The organism is Rhizobium sp. NPDC092011, from assembly GCF_044756305.1.
Lineage (GTDB): Bacteria > Pseudomonadota > Alphaproteobacteria > Rhizobiales > Rhizobiaceae > Rhizobium.
In genome coordinates this window covers 808,985-829,454 of sequence record NZ_JBIVSO010000001.1, presented here as the reverse complement: position 1 = coordinate 829,454, position 20,470 = coordinate 808,985, and the positions used below count along the sequence as shown (strand labels likewise).

General features: G+C 58.9%; 17 protein-coding genes. 12 read left to right on the top strand and 5 right to left on the bottom strand.

The window, feature by feature from the left end; all coding sequences use genetic code 11:
- Positions 1-148: 148 nt before the first annotated feature.
- Both ACIQJ2_RS03965 and ACIQJ2_RS03960 read right to left on the bottom strand, forming a co-directional pair.
- On the bottom strand, positions 149-454 hold the full coding sequence (locus ACIQJ2_RS03965; RefSeq protein ID WP_400665537.1) for a hypothetical protein: 306 nt from the start codon (positions 452-454) through the stop codon (positions 149-151).
- A 276-nt stretch (positions 455-730) separates the two neighbouring features.
- Complete coding sequence (locus ACIQJ2_RS03960; RefSeq protein WP_400665539.1) at positions 731-1,501, bottom strand: GGDEF domain-containing protein; 771 nt, start codon at positions 1,499-1,501, stop codon at positions 731-733.
- A gap of 520 nt (positions 1,502-2,021) precedes the next feature.
- On the opposite strand from ACIQJ2_RS03960, the gene ACIQJ2_RS03955 reads away from it, so the two are divergent.
- The 6 genes from ACIQJ2_RS03955 (at position 2,022) to ACIQJ2_RS03930 (ending at position 9,447) form a co-directional block, all read left to right on the top strand.
- On the top strand, positions 2,022-3,050 hold the full coding sequence (locus ACIQJ2_RS03955) for an amino acid ABC transporter substrate-binding protein (protein ID WP_400665541.1): 1,029 nt from the start codon (positions 2,022-2,024) through the stop codon (positions 3,048-3,050).
- A gap of 160 nt (positions 3,051-3,210) precedes the next feature.
- Positions 3,211-4,359 carry an amino acid ABC transporter permease gene (locus ACIQJ2_RS03950; protein ID WP_400665543.1) on the top strand — a complete coding sequence of 383 codons (1,149 nt, stop codon included), beginning with the start codon at positions 3,211-3,213 and terminating at the stop codon, positions 4,357-4,359.
- A 2-nt stretch (positions 4,360-4,361) separates the two neighbouring features.
- On the top strand, positions 4,362-5,456 hold the full coding sequence (locus ACIQJ2_RS03945; protein WP_400665545.1) for an amino acid ABC transporter permease: 1,095 nt from the start codon (positions 4,362-4,364) through the stop codon (positions 5,454-5,456).
- A gap of 182 nt (positions 5,457-5,638) precedes the next feature.
- The gene (locus tag ACIQJ2_RS03940; RefSeq protein ID WP_400665547.1) at positions 5,639-6,982 is read left to right on the top strand and encodes an amidase family protein; all 1,344 of its coding nucleotides are present in this window, start codon (positions 5,639-5,641) and stop codon (positions 6,980-6,982) included.
- 350 nt (positions 6,983-7,332) lie between these two features.
- Positions 7,333-8,787, top strand: coding sequence for a catalase (locus ACIQJ2_RS03935; protein WP_400665549.1), 1,455 nt, complete (start codon positions 7,333-7,335; stop codon positions 8,785-8,787).
- Between the two features lie 9 nt (positions 8,788-8,796).
- Positions 8,797-9,447, top strand: a complete 651-nt coding sequence (locus tag ACIQJ2_RS03930; RefSeq protein WP_199148332.1) for an HD domain-containing protein — start codon at positions 8,797-8,799, stop codon at positions 9,445-9,447.
- 161 nt (positions 9,448-9,608) lie between these two features.
- Here ACIQJ2_RS03930 and ACIQJ2_RS03925 read toward each other — a convergent pair whose 3' ends face one another.
- Both ACIQJ2_RS03925 and ACIQJ2_RS03920 read right to left on the bottom strand, forming a co-directional pair.
- Complete coding sequence (locus ACIQJ2_RS03925; protein WP_400665551.1) at positions 9,609-10,565, bottom strand: GlxA family transcriptional regulator; 957 nt, start codon at positions 10,563-10,565, stop codon at positions 9,609-9,611.
- Positions 10,566-10,751: 186 nt separating this feature from the next.
- Positions 10,752-11,774: a LacI family DNA-binding transcriptional regulator gene (locus ACIQJ2_RS03920; protein ID WP_400665553.1), complete on the bottom strand. Its 1,023-nt coding sequence runs from the start codon at positions 11,772-11,774 to the stop codon at positions 10,752-10,754.
- A 229-nt stretch (positions 11,775-12,003) separates the two neighbouring features.
- Here ACIQJ2_RS03920 and ACIQJ2_RS03915 point away from each other — a divergent pair, with 229 nt between their 5' ends.
- From ACIQJ2_RS03915 to ACIQJ2_RS03905, 3 genes are read left to right on the top strand one after another with little or no spacing between them, the layout of a single operon-like run.
- Positions 12,004-12,570 (top strand): sugar dehydrogenase complex small subunit, encoded by a 567-nt coding sequence (locus ACIQJ2_RS03915; RefSeq protein ID WP_199148335.1) that lies wholly within the window; start codon positions 12,004-12,006, stop codon positions 12,568-12,570.
- Between the two features lie 2 nt (positions 12,571-12,572).
- Positions 12,573-14,219 (top strand): GMC family oxidoreductase, encoded by a 1,647-nt coding sequence (locus ACIQJ2_RS03910; RefSeq protein ID WP_400665555.1) that lies wholly within the window; start codon positions 12,573-12,575, stop codon positions 14,217-14,219.
- 14 nt (positions 14,220-14,233) lie between these two features.
- A complete protein-coding gene (locus tag ACIQJ2_RS03905) occupies positions 14,234-15,673 on the top strand; it encodes a cytochrome c (protein ID WP_400665557.1) in 1,440 nt (479 codons plus the stop codon).
- 112 nt (positions 15,674-15,785) lie between these two features.
- On the opposite strand, the gene ACIQJ2_RS03900 is transcribed toward ACIQJ2_RS03905, so the two are convergent.
- Positions 15,786-16,682, bottom strand: a complete 897-nt coding sequence (locus tag ACIQJ2_RS03900) for a fumarylacetoacetate hydrolase family protein (RefSeq protein ID WP_400665559.1) — start codon at positions 16,680-16,682, stop codon at positions 15,786-15,788.
- 232 nt (positions 16,683-16,914) lie between these two features.
- Here ACIQJ2_RS03900 and ACIQJ2_RS03895 point away from each other — a divergent pair, with 232 nt between their 5' ends.
- The 3 genes from ACIQJ2_RS03895 (at position 16,915) to ACIQJ2_RS03885 (ending at position 20,465) form a co-directional block, all read left to right on the top strand.
- Positions 16,915-17,628 (top strand): IclR family transcriptional regulator, encoded by a 714-nt coding sequence (locus ACIQJ2_RS03895; protein WP_199148339.1) that lies wholly within the window; start codon positions 16,915-16,917, stop codon positions 17,626-17,628.
- A 324-nt stretch (positions 17,629-17,952) separates the two neighbouring features.
- Positions 17,953-19,518: an ABC transporter substrate-binding protein gene (locus tag ACIQJ2_RS03890; RefSeq protein WP_400665561.1), complete on the top strand. Its 1,566-nt coding sequence runs from the start codon at positions 17,953-17,955 to the stop codon at positions 19,516-19,518.
- A 2-nt stretch (positions 19,519-19,520) separates the two neighbouring features.
- A complete protein-coding gene (locus ACIQJ2_RS03885; protein ID WP_199148341.1) occupies positions 19,521-20,465 on the top strand; it encodes an ABC transporter permease in 945 nt (314 codons plus the stop codon).
- Positions 20,466-20,470 lie beyond the last annotated feature (5 nt).

The window sequence follows — 20,470 nt, the reverse complement described above, 5'->3', positions numbered from 1 at the left end:
CCTTCGGTGGCGGCGAATACAACGGGGCGCGCGAAAGCAATGTCGGATTCTATTCAAATGACAGCCTATGCATCTGCGCCGGCCGCCGCAGCGTTCCCGGCTGGAACAGGCTGCGTTCTATCGCCCTGCAGCAATGCCGGCATTGCGATCAAAAGTTGGAAATGCCTTTCGCCTTAAGCTTCGTTCTGGCGACCGTCACATAGAAGTAGTTCTTGAGTTCGCCCAGGCATGTCTTCACTCTGCCCTCGACCACCTTGCGGTCCAGGTTTTCCGTCCCAGCGTCATGATTTCGAAATCGCATCAGAACGTCGATGTTGCGATCGCAGTCCGTGATCTGCTTCTGCAAGCCATCCGCCTGCCGCTCGGTATTGAGCGGCCATCCGTTCAATGCACCGCTGGCCAACAGCACCACAAAGGCGCCAGCCACAACCAGCTTCAGAATGCCACTCATCATGCCCCACTAGACCCGCCGGCCCACAAACGTCGGAAGTTGTACCCTGACCACCACCCAAAATGCAATCGATCGACGGGCGGCAATCATAGCTTGCCCCCAGCGGAGAATTCCCCGGATATACACGATTGGAGCGCCAAATCGGCACGCAATTTCGGTTTTGCACGACATTGGCCATGCTTCAACGGGATAAACCGGCCACGCGCGATCGGACCGTCACGACTGGGTCAGGAGTTTAAGCCCGCGACGTCTGGCTCCGAAAAGCAACGTCCACATGCGTCAGAAGTCCGAAGCGGCAAGCGCGACCGTATTTCTGCCGCCCGCTTTCGCGGCGTAGAGGTTCCTGTCCGCGTCGCCAAGGCAGCCTTCCGCATCGAAACCTGCTTCGCAATAAACCGCGCCGATACTGGCGGAAACACGTACAATCGCGCCCGTCGACGACCGAACATCCAGTTGCGCGATGGCGAGCCTGACTTCCTCGCACCGCCCAAACATATCTTCGGCAGCGAGGTCGCCGAAAAACAATACGAACTCTTCACCTCCGAGACGGCCGGTCAGATCGCCCGACCCACAATGGGCGCTGAGCAATTGTCCGACCTTCCGCAGCACCTCGTCGCCGATCGCATGCCCATATCGGTCGTTGATCGATTTGAAATGGTCGAGGTCGAGAAACAGCAGCCCTCCAGACGTGCCCATCCTGCTGATATCGGCTAGTTCCTTCTGAAAGGTCTGGCGATTGAGAATGCCGGTCAGCCCGTCCAACCGCGATTGCGCGCGCAGCTCTTCGTAGATCTTGGCCAGCCTTACCAAAGCGGTCGCAGCGGTGGCTTCGGCCCGTCGCAGCTTCTCCGACTGATGCAAATGCACGGCCGACACCGGAATAGCGATCGTCAGCGGGCACACGATAGCCATCAGCAGGCCGGCGCCGTCGACCTGACCGCCAAGAAGCGGCACGATACTGAAGCAGATCGCCAGCGAAGCCGCGAGAGACAACAGACCGCTCAGAACGGCTTTGAACAGGACAACACGCATAGCGGACCGGCGGATCATTGGCACTGAGGTCCAATAGCGATGATTTCCTTAAGATCCTCTACATGAATGAGTAAAAACCTATGTATCTGGATCATGCCTGCCCGCTCGCTCGCCAGGTGTCGATGGGCTAGCCCGCACAGGGTGATTTTCATCGCCCCCAGCAAGGTTGTTTACCGATTTCCGTTCACACGGATTGATCCTGATCTCCGTGAAGCGCGCCATAGCGCTCGCGCCGCCGATCTCGAGGCATCTGCTGATCAGACCTTCCGACGGACTTGATATGGACTTGGAGAAGTCGATCTCGAATTATTGTACACAATGTTTTGCAATGTGGCCTTCTTCTTGCATCTTCCAGCTTCCGAATTCGTCGAGATTAGTTCAGCATCGCCGCAAAATTTCCCGTGATTGTGAATGAACGGGCAATTACGAAAGGTGCAGTTGTTATGGGTGTTCTTTTATTGTAGACAATCATGTGTGCAAAAATAAGCCAAGCGGAGGAGCGGGGCATTGCACAGAATGAAAAAATGGGAGGACCTTAATGAAACGTGGGATCTTATGGGCAAGCGTTGCATGCGCGCTTGCGACCTTCGGCGCACTGGCGCCAACGGTTTCTCGGGCAGATACGCTCGACACGGTCAGGCAACGCGGCAAGGTGGTATGTGGGGTGTCCATCGCCAATCCAGGCTTTGCAGCGCCTGACGACAAGGGCCGGATGGAAGGATTCGATGCCGATATCTGCCGTGCCGTCGCAGCCGCGGTGTTTGGTGACGGCGATAAGGTCGAGTTCGTCCCCACGAATATCAACACCCGCTTCCAGGCGCTTCAATCCGGCGAAATCGATATTCTGTCCCGACAGACGACACTGACGTTTTCCCGCGATGCCTCACTGGGTCTCGATTTCGGCCCCTATGTATTCTTTGACGGCCAGGGCCTGATGGTTCCGAAATCGTTGGGGATCACCAGCGCCAAGGAACTGAAGGACGCTGCCATCTGCACCTTGCCCGGAACGACCACGGCGCAGAACCTCACCGACTTCTTCAAGGCCCAGGGCGCCAAGTTCGAGATGGTCGTATTCGAGAGCCCCGACGAAAATCGCGCTGCCTTCTTCGGCGGCCGCTGCGAAGCCATCTCGTCGGACCGCTCCGACCTCGCTTCGATCCGTGCGGTTGCCAACAACCCGAATGACTATGTCATTCTTCCCGAAACCATTTCGAAGGAACCGCTCGCTCCTGCAGTTCGCCAAAACGATTCAAACTGGCGAGATATCTTGTCCTGGTCCACATGGATGCTGATGGCGGCAGAGGAAAAAGGCATTACTCAAGCCAATGTCGACGAGAAGCTGAAAAGCGACGACCAGGAAGTCCAGCGCATGCTTGGCGTGACGGATGAGCTCGGGCCGATGCTCAAGCTGGACAAGAAATGGGGCTACAACATCATCAAGTCTGTCGGCAATTATGGTGAGATCTTCGAGCGCAACCTCGGGGAAAAGACCAAGCTTGGCCTGACCCGAGGCCCGAACACGCCTTGGAATGCCGGGGGCCTGCTCTACGCACCGCCTTTCCGCTAAGGCATTTCCAGGGAAACCGAGCAACGGTTTTCCGTTGGAATGTGGAATAGCAGGAAGATTGAGCGTTTTCACGATCCAAAGAAACGCTCTGAAGCACCCGTCCCGTATTCAAATATCGAATACGGGACATCCCCAGCTCTCGAATGTACCGGAAGAACGCATGGCCTTGCTTCATGACGTGCGGTATCGCGCGCTATTCTATCAATGCCTGGCAGTCGTATTCGTCGTCATACTCGCGTGGTCGATGTTTACCACGGCCAGCCAGAATCTGGCCAAGCAGGATATTGCGACAGGCTTCTCCTATCTGTCTCGACAGGCTGGGTTCGTTATCAGCGAGACGGCGATCGCTTACGAACCGACCGATACAGTCGCGCGCGCGCTGCTGGTCGGCATCGCCAATACGGTGAAGGTCTCGGTGCTTGCGGCCATCTTCGGCACGGTGATCGGCTTGCTTGTCGGCATCGGACGGATGTCGCGCAATCCATTGCTGCAGCGTCTGATGCTTGTCTACATCGAAGTGATGCGCAATGTTCCACTGCTGCTGTATCTTTTGTTCTGGTATGCTCTCATCATAAATGTCCTACCGCCGGTGCGTGCTGCCTTGGCGATCGCGCCGAACATCTACCTTTCCAATAGCGGCCTTGCCATTCCAGCTGTATCGGCTGCCAATGGTTTCACCGCTCCGCTACTAGCAATTGTTGCTGGCTTGGCAATGGGCCTCTTGACCTATCGCATAGCACTGCGACGCAGCCTCGCCCAAGGTCGACCGAACCATGGAGGAGTGATTGCAATTGCATTGGCCATCGTTCCTCTCTTGCTGGTCTGGCTTTTATACGGGATCCATCTCAGCTGGGATCTTCCCCAGCAGGGTCGTTTCCGCCTGAGCGGCGGCTTGCAGATCCGCCCGGAATTCGTCGCCCTTCTTTTTGGCCTTGCGCTCAACGTATCGGCAAACGTCGCCGAGATCGTGCGCGCCGGCATTCAGGCCATCAACAAAGGGCAATGGGAAGCATCCATGGCCCTTGGGCTTTCTCGCGGCAATGCACTGCGCCTGATTATCCTTCCTCAAGCGCTGCGGATCATGATCCCCCCGCTTACCAACATTTACCTGACGGTCTTCAAGAACAGTTCGCTTGCGATTGCGATCGGCTATCCGGACCTCGTCATGGTGTCCAATACCATCATGAATCAGACCGGGCAGGCCATGGAAACGATAGCAGTGTTCATGGGGGTATATCTCGGCCTTTCCATCGCGATTTCACTGCTGATGAATTGGTATAACGCGCGTATCGCGTTGAAGGAGCGCTGACGATGGCGGATATCGACCTTCGACTGACCGAATTTGCCCCGCAACCGCCACCCAAAAGGCAGGTTCAATGGATGCGGGCGTGGTTCGGAACACCTGGCAACACCATAATCACGCTTCTCTGCGCCGGTGCCCTGCTCATGCTGGGAAAGCATGCAATCGACTGGCTGCTGATCAACGCCACCTTCGTCGGCACTCCCGCCGACTGCAAAAGCGGTTCCGGCGCATGCTGGCCGTTTCTCGCCACCAAGCTGCGTTACATGCTCTTCGGATTCTATCCCTACGAGGAACAGTGGCGGCCGCTTTCGGCGTTGATTTTATTCATGGCCGGTGCCTTGGTATCGATGCTGCCATGGCTCTGGGGCCGAACATTGGTCGGCGCATGGTGCCTGGTGCTGATGCCGGCGCTATACATTCTGATGGCTGGGGGCGTCTTCGGTCTGACGCCGGTGCCGACAAGCCAATGGGGAGGCCTGCCGCTCTCGTTCCTGCTCTCTTTCGTCGGACTTGCCTGCGCCCTGCCGCTCGGCATCCTGCTGGCGCTCTCCCGCATATCCGAGCTGCCCGTCATCAGAATTCTCGCGGTTGGCTTCATCGAGATCGTGCGTGGCGTTCCGCTGATCAGCATCCTGTTCATGGCAACGGTGATGCTGCCGCTGTTCATGCCGGAAGGCGTCACGATCGACAAGCTGCTTCGGGCGCAGATCGCCATCATCATCTTCGCGGCCGCCTATATCGCCGAGATCGTACGGGGAGGGTTGCAGGATGTTCCGAGAGGCCAGAGCGAAGCCGGATCGGCGCTTGGCCTGCACTATTGGCTCGTGACGTACAAGATCGTGCTTCCGCAGGCCATGAAGAAGGTGATCCCTCCCCTGGTCAGCCTCTTCATCGGCTTCTTTCAGGACACGACGCTCGTGACTATCGTCGGTCTTCTCGATTTTCTCGACACGGTGCGCTCGGCAATGCGGGATCCGGCATGGCAGGGCATTGCGGTCCTGGAAGGCTATCTCTTCGCAGCAGCCGTCTATTTCACCTTCAGCGCGCTGATGGGCAGCTATAGCCGGTTTCTGGAACGCTATTTCAAGACGACACACGATTAAGATAGCTTGCCAGCGCCACGCAGCCACGGGCAGTTGCTCGACCTGCGTTCCGAACCGCGTCTTGGCGGAGCCTTGCAACAGGATAGGCTCCGCCATTTTCTCAGCATTGACCTCGAGTCGCATTGATAAATCAACCGGTCCATCTATAACCGCAGCATGCTTTGAACGGGGAGGTTCGCTGTGTGAGTGCTGCATTTTCTCCCATGTCTCTTCGCGACGCTCGTTTCATCGTCGCAGAACATGGTCCTGACGCTCTGCGTGAAATCGTTTTGGCGCGCGCCTCGGACAATCGCGACAACGCCGTCATTCAAACGAATGCCAAAGCCTCTCCGATAGCCGTGGGCGGGCCTCTTCACGGTATAGCCTTCGGGGTGAAGGATAACATCGACGTGGCGGGCTATATGACAACCGGCGCATGCCCGGGTCTCGCCGAAAATCTTGCAAATGCCGATGCACCGGCGGTTGCCGCCCTTCGATCGGCCGGCGGCTATGTTCCGGTCAAGCTCAACATGCACGAGCTTGCCTTCGGCATTACTTCGAACAACCCTGCATTTGGCGCCGTCCGCAACCCATTCGACCCGAACCGCAGCGCGGGCGGTTCCTCCGGCGGCAGTGGCGCCGCGGTCGCCCGCGGTGTTGTGCCCTTTGCCCTCGGCTCCGATACGGGAGGTTCATCCCGTATTCCGGCTGCCTTCTGCTCGATCGTCGGCTTTCGGCCATCGACCGGGCGATACCAGGAAGGAGGCGCCCTCCTGCTTTCTCCGACCCGCGACACGATCGGTCCGATGACGGTAAACTGCGCCGATCTGGCCGAAATCGACGGAATCATTACAGGCGAGCATGTCCTTCCGGCCCTGCCGGAGCGGCCCTTGCGTCTCGGTGTGCTCTGGGACAAACGCGGATTGTCTCTCAGTGTCGATGAGGCCGTCGCCAGCGCGCTTGGCAGACTTGGCCTCTCGGGAGAAATCGATCTCGTTCCTATTGATGCTTCCGAATTCGAGGATATCGATGCACGCATCGGCGGTCCCGTGGTGTTCAACGAGGCCTTCGAGTTCTGGACGGCCTTTTGTGCGAACCGGCTCGGCAAGACACTTGCAGAATTCACCTCCACCATCGCCAGCCCCGACGTCCGCATGATTTTTGAGCGACTTCCCTCGTTCGCAGCCGAAAGCAGAGAAGCCTTCACACATGCGCTTGACGGCGGATTGGCCTCGCTGCGCCAGAGATATGAGCAACTCCTCAGCAGCCAGCGGCTCGATGCTATCATCATGCCGACGGTTCCGGTGCAGCCGCCCTTGATCGGCGAGGATGACCTCATGCAAACGGATGCCGGTTTGGTTTCGACATTCCATACGGTGACGAGCCATGCGGTGCTGGCGACCCTGACGGGAGCACCATCTGTCTCTGTTCCCGCAGGATTGGATCGAGATGGCCTTCCGGTCGGCCTGATGATCGAAGGCAGGCGCCATGACGACCGCACCTTGCTCGCAATTGCCTGCAAGATCGAAGCCTTGCTCACCCAATAGGCCTGGAGCGATTCCGGGAAGAGTATGCAGCGGTATCGCATCCGGAATTGTTTGGGGTCGATAGCGCGAAGCCCTTCGTAGCCTCCTTGGATGGCCAAACCGCTCTTGAGCGTTTGGGCCGCCCAAGCGAGTTCATGCTGATCGAAACCGCGAGGCTTTTGTCATTGCGCGCGGCTCCCATGGGCTCTGGCCGCATTCGCACCCTTGTTGGCACCATTCAAACCCTCTGCTTGTTTGAATGCAAAGGCTTCTTCCGCGAGTATCAAGCCGGTCCCGATGGATCGGCAAACCTCTCGCTTCCGTAGCGAGAGCGGCCGGTTCGTCTACAGCCAATTCAATTGGAGACGCATATGACTGACCGCAAGCTGACCACTGCGGCGGGCGCACCCGTCGTTGACAATTTCAATATCTACACGGCAGGCCCGCGAGGGCCGGCGCTCCTTCAGGACGTCTGGCTGATAGAAAAGCTGGCGCATTTTGACCGTGAGGTCATTCCGGAACGCCGCATGCATGCCAAGGGCGCGGGCGCTTTTGGAACCTTCACCGTCACCAACGACATCACGCGCTTCACGAAAGCGGCGATTTTCTCGAAAGTCGGAAAGAAGACCGAGATGTTCGCACGCTTCTCGACCGTGGCGGGTGAACGAGGCGCTGCCGACGCGGAACGCGATATTCGCGGGTTCGCACTGAAATTCTATACCGAACAAGGCAACTGGGACCTGGTCGGCAACAATACGCCCGTCTTCTTTTTCCGTGACCCTCTTCGGTTTCCGGATCTCAACCACGCCATCAAACGGGACCCCCGCACCGGTATGCGCAGCGCGGAGAGCAACTGGGATTTCTGGACGCTCTTGCCGGAGGCGCTCCACCAGGTAACCATCGTCATGAGCGAGCGTGGCATCCCTCAAAGCTTCCGACATATGCATGGCTTCGGCAGCCACACCTTCAGCTTCATCAATGCCGACGATCAGCGGTTCTGGGTCAAGTTCACGTTCAAGACCCAACAGGGCATTCGCAACCTCACAGACGACGAGGCAAAGTCGCTCATCGGCGCGGATCGCGAGAGCCATCATCGCGATCTCTTCGAAAGCATCGAGCGCGGAGATTTTCCTCGCTGGACGCTCTACGTCCAGGTCATGCCAGAGAAGGATGCCGCCACCCATCCGGTCAACCCCTTCGACGTGACGAAGGTCTGGCCTCACAAGGATTATCCGCTGATCGAGGTCGGTGTGATGGAACTCGACCGCAATCCCGAAAACGTCTTCGCCGAGGTCGAACAGGCATCCTTCACGCCCGCAAGCGTCGTCCCTGGCATCGGCTTTTCCCCGGACAGGATGCTCCAGGCGCGGCTCTTCTCCTATGGCGACGCGGCTCGTTACCGTCTTGGCGTGAATCATCACCAGATTCCGGTCAATGCGCCACGCTGCCCGTACCACTCCTACCATCGCGATGGTGCGATGCGCGTCGATGGAAACCAGGGTGCGCGAACCACCTACGTCCCGAATTCGAAAGACGAATGGGCCGAACAGCCGGACTTTCGCGAGCCGCCCCTTTTGATCGAAGGCGCTGCGGACCATTGGGATCATCGCGTCGATGAAGATCACTTCGAACAGCCCGGAAACCTGTTCCGGCTGATGTCAGCCCAACAACGACAGACGCTGTTCGACAACACGGCACGCGCCCTCTCCGGCGTATCTCTTCACATCCAGCAACGACACGTCGCGCACTGCTCGAAGGCCGATCCGGCTTACGGAGCCGGCGTCGCCATGGCGCTTGGAATTTCTCTCGAACAAACCGCAGAATAGGAGCCGAATATGTCTCGTACTTCAGAAATCATCGCAGGTATCACGATCCCCGACAGCTCGATGGCAAAGGCCGCGACGGAACTGGTCCGGGATACCGAGACGGACCTGCTCTATCACCACTCCCGTCGCGTCTTCCTGTTCGGCGCCCTGACGGGCGATCGCAAGGGTCTGAAATATGATCCGGAACTTCTCTATGTCGGTGCCATGTTCCACGACATGGGTCTGATCGATTCCTACGCCAGTGAGACCGAGCGCTTCGAAGTCGACGGTGCGAATGCCGCACGGGCTTTCCTCGAATCCTACGATGTCTCGGAGAGGGACGTCGACGATGTCTGGGATTCCATCGCCCTCCACACAACACCGGGCATTCCCCAGCATAAGCGACCGACAGTTGCCCTCGTGACAGCGGGCGTCGAGATGGACGTGCTTGGCCTTGCCTACGACGATTTCACCACCGAGCAGCGACAGGAGATCTGTAGCTGCCATCCACGTGGTCTCAAGTTCAAGCATGGTATCCTGTCGGCGTTCTGCTACGGCACGATCAAGAAGCCGGAGACAACGTTCGGTAACGTCAAGGCGGATGTCCTTGCCCGTATGGATCCCACCTACAAGCGGGTGGACTTTGCGGAACTGATCATGGGCTCGAAATGGGATAGCTGAGGACAACCAATCGCAGGCGGCGATCGAGGGCGATGCTCCTTCGATCGCCATTTTCTATGGAAGCATGTCGCGCAAAAGTGTGCAGCGGTTTTGCGGCTACGGCATGCATAACATCAAGGAGCTAAAGCGCAGAAAGCGAATCTTAGAGATCGCGACGCGCTTTACGGCCTTCTGAAGCTTGCCCTATATTGGCCCGGCGTCACGCCGAGCCTCTTTGCAAATACCTGCCGCATCCGGTGCGGGGTGCCGAAGCCGCATTGGAAGGCGATTTCCTTCAAAGCAAGCGGGCTTCCTTCCAGCAGGTTCCTTGCCGCATCCACCCGTGCCTGTTCCACGAATTCGCCAGGCGTCGTCTTCGCCTCCTGCAGAAAGAAGCGTGCGAAGTTGCGTCGGCTCATGCCCGCATGTTCCGCCAGATCGCCGACGGACAGCTTTCCGTTCAAATTTGACATGACGAACCTGTAGATAACGGCAAGCGGCGAACCATCGTCCGAAGGTGCGGCTATGTATGGGCTGAACTGCGACTGGCCACCTTGCCGCTGGGCTACCACCACGAGGCGCTTGGCAACTGCTAGGGCCACGGCGCTGCCGTGATCCTCGTTGACGATGGCCAGTGCCAGGTCGATGCCAGCCGTAACCCCCGCCGACGTTAACAGGGCACCATCTCGAATGTAGATCCGATCGCGGTCGACCTCAGCGAGGGGAAATTGCTGCGCCAGGGCGTCGGCATTCTGCCAGTGCGTGGTCACGCTCTTTCCGTCCAAAAGGCCGGCATGGCCAAGAATGAATGCACCGGTACAAACTGAACCGTAACGGGTAGCAAGAGCAGCCAGCTGCTGCACGCAGGACAAGACGTTGGCATCAGGCGCCTCGCTCGGAAGCGACGGGCCGCCGGCCACGAGAACCAGATCGAATTTCCGGATCGCATCCTCGTAGCGCTCATGAGCTGCCATTGGCATGCCGTTGGACGCCCGGAAAAACTCCCGTGGCCCGATCAAGGTCACCTCATAACGATGCTCGGCGGAGACAAATGCATTTGCTTCGTCGAACACGTCCATCGGACCGGAGACATCCAGTGCCTGGACTTTGGGGAAAACCAGGATTGCAACCGAGGGCATTCATACTCCATGCGCCAGCCGCCGCCGAATGAATTGGGTAGGAATGGCGCGGGCGATCATGGATACTAGGAAACTGCTGATGCCTGGTCAAAAGCTTCCGATCAGCGCGACCACGTTGTCACAACGTAAAGCGCAGGCAAACGACAGCGTTTGCGTTCAAGGATCAGCCAACAGAACCGTCAGACCCTATGATGCTATGGTGCGGCTACCGGTTTGCAAAAGCGTTGCAGCAGATGGGCGCAACACAAGCTCTGTCGGCAGGACAATCCGTTCGGCCGGCGCATCCGGCTGCTCGACGCGAAAGAGCATCCGCCGCGCCGCCGCTCTCCCGACCTCGCCGGGATGCGTGGCGACGGAAGCCATGCGCGGACGCAGGACCTCGATCGCCTGCACATCGTCGAAGCCGATCAATGCATGGTCATGCCCCGGTCGCAGCCCGCGATCGTGAAACGCAGCAGCGAGGTGAAATGCCACCACATCGTTGAAACATATGGTCGCCGTCGGGGCGGGCGTGGCATCCAGCAACTCGGCAACCCGGCTCTCCATGTCCCCGAAGCTCTCCGAGATCTTGACGATGTGAGGAGCCTGAAGGCCAAACGCCTCTATCGCCGCGTTGTATCCCTCCAGCCGCTCAACAAGGGCGGAATGTTCCGCCTCCTGGATGGCGAACGCGATATGGCGGTGACCGAGGCCGACCAGGGCTTCGACCGCCGCCCACATGCCCCCGCGGTAGTCGACGCCGACATAATCGACCGTTTCCACCACATGGCGCAACACCTGCACGCAGGGAAGGCGGCGCATCGACGGCAGGGCTCGCCAATCTCTAGCAGTCCCGACGGCAGGGCAGAAAATGATCCCATCCACACCATGCTCACACATGCGCCGCATGAGATCCGCCTGCCGATCCCTGTCGTCGTGGCTGTTGCCGATCAAGACCGCCAGGCCGTGTTCTTCGAGCGCTTCTTCGATACCGGCAAACAGCTCCGCAAAAAACGGGTTGCGCAGATTGGGCACGATGACGCCGGCGATGCCGCCGCTGCGCGATCTCAGCCGCGCCGCCGTCATGTTGCGCACATAGCCGAGCCGTTCCGTGGCGGCCAGAACCTTGAAGCGCGTTTCCTGCGCCACCAGGGGGCTGTCGCGCATGACGAGGGATGCCGTGGCGCGTGACACACCCGCTTCTCTTGCCACGTCGATGAGTCGCGCCATGCCCCTCCGGCTCTTGCCATTCGCCATCAATGCGCCATTTCCTCCCTCACGCCGTTGTTCACGGCGGCTCCGTGCGGGCGGTATGAATAGCTCTCCCGCGTGCCTTGGTCCACTCTTTCCATATTACCAGATTTTTGTTGACTTAGATCGATCTAAGTACGAAGAGCGAAGTGTGTCCGTCATCGTTCGTCCGGCTTCCCTCCGGTCGCAGTTTTCGGGATATTGGATCATGATCACACAAAAAACACCCCACGATATCGCAACCACAGCGCGTTCAGCCGCGAAGGCAGCGACAATCACGCGTCGCAGCCTGCTGGCCGGCACCACGCTGCTGCTTGCCGGCCTGCATATCCCAAAGGCATTTGCCGACACGCCCTCCGCCGCTGAAGCCGCCTTCTATATTGCGTCGAGCGTGCTGACCGACAAGCGTGACCTCTCCCCGGTTACCGCCAAGCGCATTTTCCAAGTCCTGAATGCGGCCGATAGCGGTTTTGCGGACAAGTCGGTCAAGCTTGCGGTGCTGGCAAAGGCCAATACGACGGGCGCTTCGCTGAAGGCGGCGGCCGCGACTGTAGGCCTGGACGCCGTTGCGATGAAGATCGTTTCGACCTGGTATACCGGCACTGTCGAGACGGAACACGGCCCCGTCGTCGTAGCCTACAAGGACGCGCTGATGTACCGCCCCGTCGCCGACGGCCTGACGGTTCCCACCTATTGCAACAATGGCCCGATGTGGTGGACCGGTCTGCCGCCGGAGGTCACTCGCATGCCTGTCAATTCTCCAAGGGTACTTTGATCATGAGATCTCCCGTTTTCAAGAATGGCGATGCGGTTGCCGATGTCGTCGTGGTCGGGTCGGGTGTCGTCGGCGCCCTCGTCGCAGACGAACTTGCCGCCAAGGGCAAGTCGGTTCTCCTTCTCGACGCCGGTCTGCGCATCGAGCGTGCTCAGGCGGTGGAAAATTGGCGCAACATGCCCTTTGCCAATCGCGCCGGCTCGGATTTTCAGGGATTGTATCCGCAATCGAACATGGCGCCTGCGCCGCTCTACTGGCCGGAGAACAACTATGTCGCGCTCTCTGGCCCCGATGGAAAAGGCTTCAAGCAAGGCTATCTGAAAACCGTTGGCGGAACGACATGGCATTGGGCAGCGTCCAGCTGGCGGCACTTGCCTGTCGACTTGAAGATGCGCTCGACATATGGGGTCGGCCGCGACTGGCCGATTTCCTATGACGAACTCGAACCCTATTACTGTCGCGCCGAAGAAGCGATGGGCGTTGCCGGCCCGAATGACCCGGCGCTCCAGTCTCCTTCCGAGCGGTCGCGGCCCTACCCGATGGACATGGTGCCGTGGAGCTATGGCGACAAGCGCTTTGCCGAGATCGTCAATGCCCATGGCTATCGATCCGTGCCTATTCCGCAGGCCCGCAGCACCCGCCCCTGGAACGGACGTCCCACCTGCTGCGGCAACAACAACTGTCAGCCGATCTGTCCGATCGGAGCGATGTATAACGGCATCCACACGGTCCAGTCTGCCGAAGCGAAAGGCGCGATCGTTCTCGCCGAATCGGTCGTCTACAAGATGGATACCGATGAGAACAATCGGATCACCGCCGTCCATTGGTACGACGCCGATCACAAGTCGCACAAGGCGACGGCCAAGACCTTCGTCATTGCCTGCAACTCGATGGAATCGCCGCGCCTGCTGCTGGCTGCCGCGAACGATCGCAATCCGGCCGGGATTGCAAACTCCTCCGACCAGGTTGGCCGCAACATGATGGACCATTCGGGTTTCCACTGCTTTTTCCAGGCGTCGGAACCCCTGTGGATCGGCCGCGGGCCGGCGCAATCGAGCTGTCTTGTCGGGCCGCGCGACGGCGCCTTTCGATCGGACTATTCCGCCAACAAGATGATCCTCAACAACATCACGCAGGTCACCTCCGCCACGTCGGCGGCACTCAAGCAGGGGCTTGTCGGCGCGGAGCTGGACGCGGAAATCCGCAAGAGGACCATTCATGGCGTCGACCTGTCGATCAGCCTCGAGCCGCTTCCCGATGCCAAGAACCGGGTGACGCTCAGCAAGACGCGCATGGATCCACACGGCATCCCCTGCCCTGATGTTTACTACGATGTCGGCGATTACGTCCGCAAAGGTTACGACGCCGCCGTCGTGCAGCTCAAGGAAATCGCGGCGCTGTTCGGCGGAGCGGATCTGCAGATTACGACAGCGCTCAACGCCAACAACCACATCATGGGCGGATGCATCATGGGAAGCGACCCCAAGGATTCGGTCGTCGACGGCAACTGTCGAGCGCACGATCATGCCAATCTCTGGATCCCCGGCGGAGCCGCGATCCCATCCGCCAGCGTCGTCAATTCGACGCTGACCATGGCCGCGCTGGGCATCAAGGCCGCCGACGATATTTCAAAAGCCCTCGGTGCATGAGGGAGGTGATGACGATGAGAACGATCCCCCGTCTCGCCGGCATGGCGCTTTTGGGCCTCACGCTCGGCTCGACTTCTGCAGCGATCGCCGCAGAGGATCTCACCGCCCTGCTCGACAAGGGAAAGGCGGTTGCGACCGCCGCCGATTGCATGGCCTGCCACACAGCACCGAAAACGGGGCAACCCTTTGCCGGCGGCTATGGCATCGTCTCGCCACTCGGCACGATCTATTCGTCCAACATCACGCCTTCGAAGGCGTTCGGAATCGGCGATTATTCGCAAGAGGATTTCGAAAGAGCGGTGCGAAAGGGCATCCGGAAAGACGGCGCTCATCTCTATCCCGCCATGCCGTATGATGCCTATGGCGCAATCAGCGATGACGACATGCAAGCACTCTATGCTTATTTCATGCATGGCGTGCAGCCGGTGGAGGAAGCACCAAAGAACGCGACCCAGCTGCCCTTCCCCTTCAATATCCGCCTCTCGATGGCGGCGTGGAATCTTCTCTTTGCCGATCGCAGCCCCTTTGTGCCGGATGCTTCCAAGAGCGACGAGATCAACCGGGGCGCCTATCTCGCCGGGGCGCTTGGTCATTGCGCGTCCTGCCACGCGCCACGCAACCTGCTGATGGGACAAAGCGCAGACGCGGCGCTGACAGGCGGCTTCGTCGGCCCCTGGTATGCGCCAAACATCACGTCCGATCCGATCAGCGGCATTGGCGCCTGGAGCGAGGCGGATTTGGTGCAATATTTCCGCACCGGCCATCTGGACGGCAAGGCGCAGGCAGCCGGCGGAATGGCGGAAGCTGTCCAGAACAGCCTGCAACATTTACCGGAGAGCGATCTGAAAGCGCTTGCCGCTTACCTGAAATCGACACCGGCGGTCCGCGACCCCGCGGACAAGAAGGCGGCGCACGATTTTGGCGCAAAAGCTTCGGACGAACCTTCGATCCGGGGCCTTTTCCTGCCGAATGCGCATGAGAGCCTGAAAACCGGCGCCGAGCTTTACAGCGGCTATTGCGCAAGTTGTCACCAACCCGATGGTGCCGGCAGCACGAACCAGGCTTATCCCTCGCTCTTCCACAATTCAGCGACCGGCGCCCGCAATCCGGCCAATTTGGTGGCGACCATCCTCTTCGGCGTGGAACGCGAGGTGGGCGGGCAGGAAGTGCTTATGCCTGGCTTCGGCAGCCAATCCTATGTCACGCCGCTGACTGACGGGCAGATCGCCGACATCGCCAATTACGTGCTGACCCGCTTCGGCAATCCGGATGCAAATGTTACGCCGGACGATGTCGCGATAGCGCGAAAGGGTGGCCCGGTGCCGTTCCTCGCAAGTGTCCAGCCCTACATCCTGCCGGCAACGGTCGCAGCAGGCCTGATCGTCATCCTCATCATTGCGGCAATCGTAATGTCACGGACGGCCAGACGGAAGGCTGCCGTCAGCGCGACATGAAATGAGGCGCGCCATGCATGGCTGGCGCGTCTCAATATCTGGATAATCCGTTGGCGCGGGGTCTTAGAAACGGCCACGCGCCTGCTGGCTTGTCTAACGATGACTGTCGAAATCAGCTCTCTGCGATAACGTGATTTTCGAGCCGGCCGATCTTCTCGATCTCGATCGCAATCCGATCTCCGGCCTTCATGAAGATGGGCGGCTTGCGCTTGAAGCCGACACCCGCCGGAGTTCCCATCGCAATGATGTCGCCGGCCTCCATATCGATGAACTCGCTCAGATGCTCGATGATGGTCGGGACATCAAAAAACATCTCCGACGTGTTTGCGTTCTGCATGACCTCGCCGTTCAACGTCGTGCGAATTTGAAGTGCGTGTGGATCGGCTATCTCGTCTGAAGTCACGATCCAGGGGCCGACAGGTCCGGAGGTCCGGAAATTCTTACCCGCCGTGTATTGGGTCGTCCGAAACTGATAGTCGCGGATCGTCACGTCGTTGAAGATCGTGTAGCCGAAGACGTGGTTCAGAGCATTCGCCTTGGCGATTTTTCCCCTCGGCGCAGGTCCCATGACCACCGCCAGCTCGCCTTCCCAATCGAGCTGTCCGGAGACCTTCGGCAAGAGGATTGCATCTTGGTCCGCGACGAGAACGGCTGAGAATTTCGGGAAAATGATCGGGATCTGGCTCATTTCGAAACCCGCCTCCTTGGCATGTTCCGCATAATTACGCCCGACACAGATCATTTTCGGCGGGCGGGGAAGTGGCGTCAGCGGCGATCTTTCTGCATCGGAGACAAGTGCACTGGCCATCTTCCCTGCTCTCGCTGCTGCTGCCAGCGCCTCACGCACAGCAGCTACGGCCGCTTGGCCACGCTCGATCAGCGAAAGCAGATCATGTGCGGGCGCCGCCTCACCCAGCTCGTGAAACAGTGCCGGGATGTCGACGATACCGTCCTCAACGGCGGTGCCGTAGCTCTTCCGGCCATTCCAGAGATAGCTTGAAAACTTCATGATTGCCTCTTTGTTCGATATTTATAAACTTAAGTTCGATATTAGAACATAAATTTCAGAGGATCAAGCGCCTGCCTTCCACGATGAGTGGCGCAAGGCGGCGGATAACGACGCTGGGTGACTGCGCGCATCTGCGGCGCCGTCTGGCTTTCGCCCTGGGCTTGTCTTAAGCTCGATAGCCTCCGGGCGTCGCATCGATTCTGGCAACAAAAGAAAATCGAAGAATTGGAAAATGGCCGAGATATCCTCCACAGGCGACCAGATGTTGACGGTTCTCGAAACCGTCGCCCAACGCGGGCCTTTGTCGACAGCAGAAATCGCATCCCTATGCGACATGAATCGCACGGTCGTACACCGGCTCCTCACCACCCTGCATGGTCGCGGTTACGTCTCCAAACTCGGCAAGGCGTTCACGATCGGCCCGGTCATCATGCAGCTGGCAAGCTATGGCGATGCCTACAGTTTTCAGCGCCTTGCTTTGCCGATCATGCAAAAGATGGCCGCTTCGAGCGGCGAGACGGTCGTTCTGCACCGTCTCGATGCGGACAGTGCCGTTGTTGTCGAACAGGCGGTCGGCGACGGGCACCTGCTGCGTGTCCAGCACCGTCCAGGTTCGCGCCATCCGCTTTACATCGGCGCCAGCGGCCGCGCCATTCTTGCCTATCAGGCCGGCCCCTTCATCGACAAAGCCGTAAGCCAGGCGGACCGGAAGGACGAGGCTCTGGACCTTCTCGAGCAGGTCCGTCAATCGGGCTACGCCATATCACGCAATGAGCTTCAGCAAGGCGTGCATGGGATAGCCGTCCCCATCCGCGACGCGCGCAAGAATGTGCAATTCAGTCTCGGCCTGCTTGTGCCGGTGCTACGTGCCGACGGCATAGAGCAGTATCTCGACGCGCTGATGGATGCGCGCGACGATATTGAGCGGGCAACGGCCGCATCCTAAAGGCCCGGCTCCGACCGGCAATCTTCCTGCTGAAATGCCTTTCGGTGCGAGCGGAAGACCGGCCTCGCCAATATGACCGCGTGAAGCGTGCGCCGACACTCTTCCATGATCCGACGAGACCACTGACTTCACCCTCAGAGGGTATGGATATTTTCGACAGTTGAAACATCCTCACTGCGATTGGGGCGCACAGATTGACCGTCGCGATCCCGCGCAGAAGCAAGCGAGGTTCAATCACAAGGCAAGCGTTAAGTGGGCGCGGCGATCCTCGGAAGCGCAACGGCATCTTCAATATGATCTTCATAAGAAAAAGGGGAACTACCGATGAGCGTTAATACCCATCCGACTTCAGCACTTCTGGAAGCCTCAGTCCATCGGCGGATGTTTCTCAAGGGATCGCTTGCCCTGGCTGCCGCCAGTGCGTTCGGCGTTGGCGCGCAGTCTGGAAGCGCACTGGCCGCTGCACCGGCCAAAGGCGGAAAAATCACGATCGGCGTCAATGGGCAGGCTGCCTTCGGTCCGATCGATCCGCATCGCATGTCGGGCGACATCGCCGTCGACCTCGCCAATCAGTACAATGTCTTCGAATCCCTGACCCGGCAAGCCAACGACGGTAGCCTTGAAATGCGACTGGCGGAATCCGTAACGCCTGACGACGATACGGCAACGATCTGGACCATCAAGATAAAGAAGGGCGTGACCTTCCACGACGGGCGCGAGCTGAAGGCTGACGACGTCATCTTCTCGATCAAACGTATCCGCGAGCCGGGCACGATCAGCGGCGGCCACATAGGCCCGGTCAAGTCTTTCGAGAAGGTGGACGATCACACCGTCAGAATGGTGCTCGAAGCGCCGCGCAGCTGGCTGCCGACGGGACTATCGGACCCCTATTCCGGCATGGTGCCGGCGGATTTCGATCCCAAGACCCCGATCGGCACCGGCCCGTTCCAGGTGGCGAACGTCGTTCCCAAGGAAAGCGTAACGATCAAGCGCTACGACAAGTATCACGGCGAGCACGCTTTGCTCGACGAGGTGGTGCTCCTGCCATTCGAAGATAGTTCGGCGCTTCTGAATGCACTTCAATCGGGCCAGATAGATATCATCAACGATGTGGATGCATCGCTCGTCGGCGAGATTGAAGGCAACGACGCATTCAAGCTCTACAACTCCCCGACGGGAAAATTCATGCCGATCCAAATGCGGACCGACAAGGCACCGTTCAGCGATCCGCGGCTGCGTCAGGCGCTCCGCCTCGTTATCGACCGCGATACGATCTTGAACTCGGTGGCCAACGGCTATGCGACGGTCGCCAATGATCTTTACGGGCGATATGATCCCGATTTCAATGACAAGCTTGCTCGCCATCGCGATGTCGAGAAGGCCAGGTCTCTCATCAAGGAAGCGGGCCTCGAAGGCACGGAACTGAACCTTGCCATGTATAAGGACGTCGCGACCGCACTGGTTCTGGCGGAAAATGCCAAGGAAATCGGCATTACGATCAACGTCAAGCAGCTCGACGGCGCCGCATTCTACAATGAAGAATACATGGAGCGGTCCTTCTTCGGCGGTGATTATTATCCGTCCGGCCCGTTCTTCCTGATTTCGGCGCTTGCCGATGGTCCGAATGCCGGTCTTGATCAGGTAAAATGGCGGGACAAAGAGTATCTCGACCTCTGGAACGAGGCATCTCGAACGGTCGACCACGAGAAACGCAAAACCATCACGATGAAGCTGCAGGAAATCCTGTTCGAACGCGGCGCCTGGATCATCCCTATCTTCGGAAACGAGCTCGGCATCTACAGAAAGAACATCGTCGGCCTTCCGAATTTCGACCAATCCGGCGCCGGCATCATCCGCGGCCTTTCCAAGATTGGCTTCTCCGAAGCATGACGATGTGGCGCCTATTCCTCGAGCGATCGATATACGGGGTCTTTACGCTGATCCTGATTTCGATGCTGATCTTTGCAGCGACCAACATTCTTCCCGGCGATGCCGCCCGCGCCATTCTTGGCCGAAGCGCAACGCCGGAGGCCGTGGCCGCACTTCAAGCGCAACTGGGGCTGGATCGGCCCCTTCTTACCCAATACACCGACTGGGTCACGAAGATCCTTCATTGGGATCTCGGCAATTCCGTCGTGACGAAAGGGCCGGTCTGGGATCTGGTAGGCCCCAGGCTTTCCAATTCGCTCGTCCTTCTCGCCTGCACCAGCATCATCGCTTTACCAATTTCATTTGTCGTCGGCATCGTCATGGCAATCAGGCAAGGGAAATGGTTCGACAATACCGCGAATGGTTTCCTCATCAGCACAGCCGGTGTTCCGGAATTCGTTCTGGCGATCGTCTTGATCCTGCTGCTTGCGACGCACGTGTTTCACATCCTGCCGCCGACCGCCCTCGTGCTACCGGGCCGAACGGTTCTGCAGAGCCCGCAAGTTCTCGTTCTGCCGGTGCTGACGCTGACGCTCGCGATCATGCCCTATCTGTCGCGTCTTATTCGTGCCTCGCTGATCGACGCCCTCGCCTCCGAATATGTCGTAACTGCCCGCCTGAAGGGTTTGCCGCCGCGCATTGTTCTGCTGCGCCATGCGCTCCGCAACAGCCTTATTCCGTCCATTCAGGGTGCTGCACTCAGCCTTGCCTATATCCTGGGCGGTGCCGTGGTCGTCGAATATATCTTTCAATATCCCGGCCTCGGGAGTGCGCTGCAATCGGCGGTTTCGCAGCGTGATCTCTACGTCATCCAGGCAATCGTTCTCATCTTTGCGTTCGGCTACATCCTGTTCAACATGGTGGCCGATATGCTGACCATTCTGATGACGCCGCGGCTGAGAACCTGAATCGG

Bases quoted from the DNA above. Each gene is read 5' to 3' on its own strand.
- ACIQJ2_RS03965 (WP_400665537.1), bottom strand. From the start codon at position 454: ATGATGAGTGGCATTCTGAAGCTGGTTGTGGCTGGCGCCTTTGTGGTG.
- ACIQJ2_RS03930 (WP_199148332.1), top strand. From the start codon at position 8,797: ATGTCTCGTACTTCAGAAATCATCGCAGGTATCACGATCCCCGACAGC.
- ACIQJ2_RS03935 (WP_400665549.1), top strand. From the start codon at position 7,333: ATGACTGACCGCAAGCTGACCACTGCGGCGGGCGCACCCGTCGTTGAC.
- ACIQJ2_RS03915 (WP_199148335.1), top strand. From the start codon at position 12,004: ATGATCACACAAAAAACACCCCACGATATCGCAACCACAGCGCGTTCA.
- ACIQJ2_RS03890 (WP_400665561.1), top strand. From the start codon at position 17,953: ATGAGCGTTAATACCCATCCGACTTCAGCACTTCTGGAAGCCTCAGTC.
- ACIQJ2_RS03895 (WP_199148339.1), top strand. From the start codon at position 16,915: ATGGCCGAGATATCCTCCACAGGCGACCAGATGTTGACGGTTCTCGAA.
- ACIQJ2_RS03925 (WP_400665551.1), bottom strand. From the start codon at position 10,565: ATGCCCTCGGTTGCAATCCTGGTTTTCCCCAAAGTCCAGGCACTGGAT.
- ACIQJ2_RS03955 (WP_400665541.1), top strand. From the start codon at position 2,022: ATGAAACGTGGGATCTTATGGGCAAGCGTTGCATGCGCGCTTGCGACC.
- ACIQJ2_RS03950 (WP_400665543.1), top strand. From the start codon at position 3,211: ATGGCCTTGCTTCATGACGTGCGGTATCGCGCGCTATTCTATCAATGC.
- ACIQJ2_RS03945 (WP_400665545.1), top strand. From the start codon at position 4,362: ATGGCGGATATCGACCTTCGACTGACCGAATTTGCCCCGCAACCGCCA.
- ACIQJ2_RS03920 (WP_400665553.1), bottom strand. From the start codon at position 11,774: ATGGCGCGACTCATCGACGTGGCAAGAGAAGCGGGTGTGTCACGCGCC.
- ACIQJ2_RS03910 (WP_400665555.1), top strand. From the start codon at position 12,573: ATGAGATCTCCCGTTTTCAAGAATGGCGATGCGGTTGCCGATGTCGTC.
- ACIQJ2_RS03885 (WP_199148341.1), top strand. From the start codon at position 19,521: ATGTGGCGCCTATTCCTCGAGCGATCGATATACGGGGTCTTTACGCTG.
- ACIQJ2_RS03960 (WP_400665539.1), bottom strand. From the start codon at position 1,501: ATGATCCGCCGGTCCGCTATGCGTGTTGTCCTGTTCAAAGCCGTTCTG.
- ACIQJ2_RS03900 (WP_400665559.1), bottom strand. From the start codon at position 16,682: ATGAAGTTTTCAAGCTATCTCTGGAATGGCCGGAAGAGCTACGGCACC.
- ACIQJ2_RS03905 (WP_400665557.1), top strand. From the start codon at position 14,234: ATGAGAACGATCCCCCGTCTCGCCGGCATGGCGCTTTTGGGCCTCACG.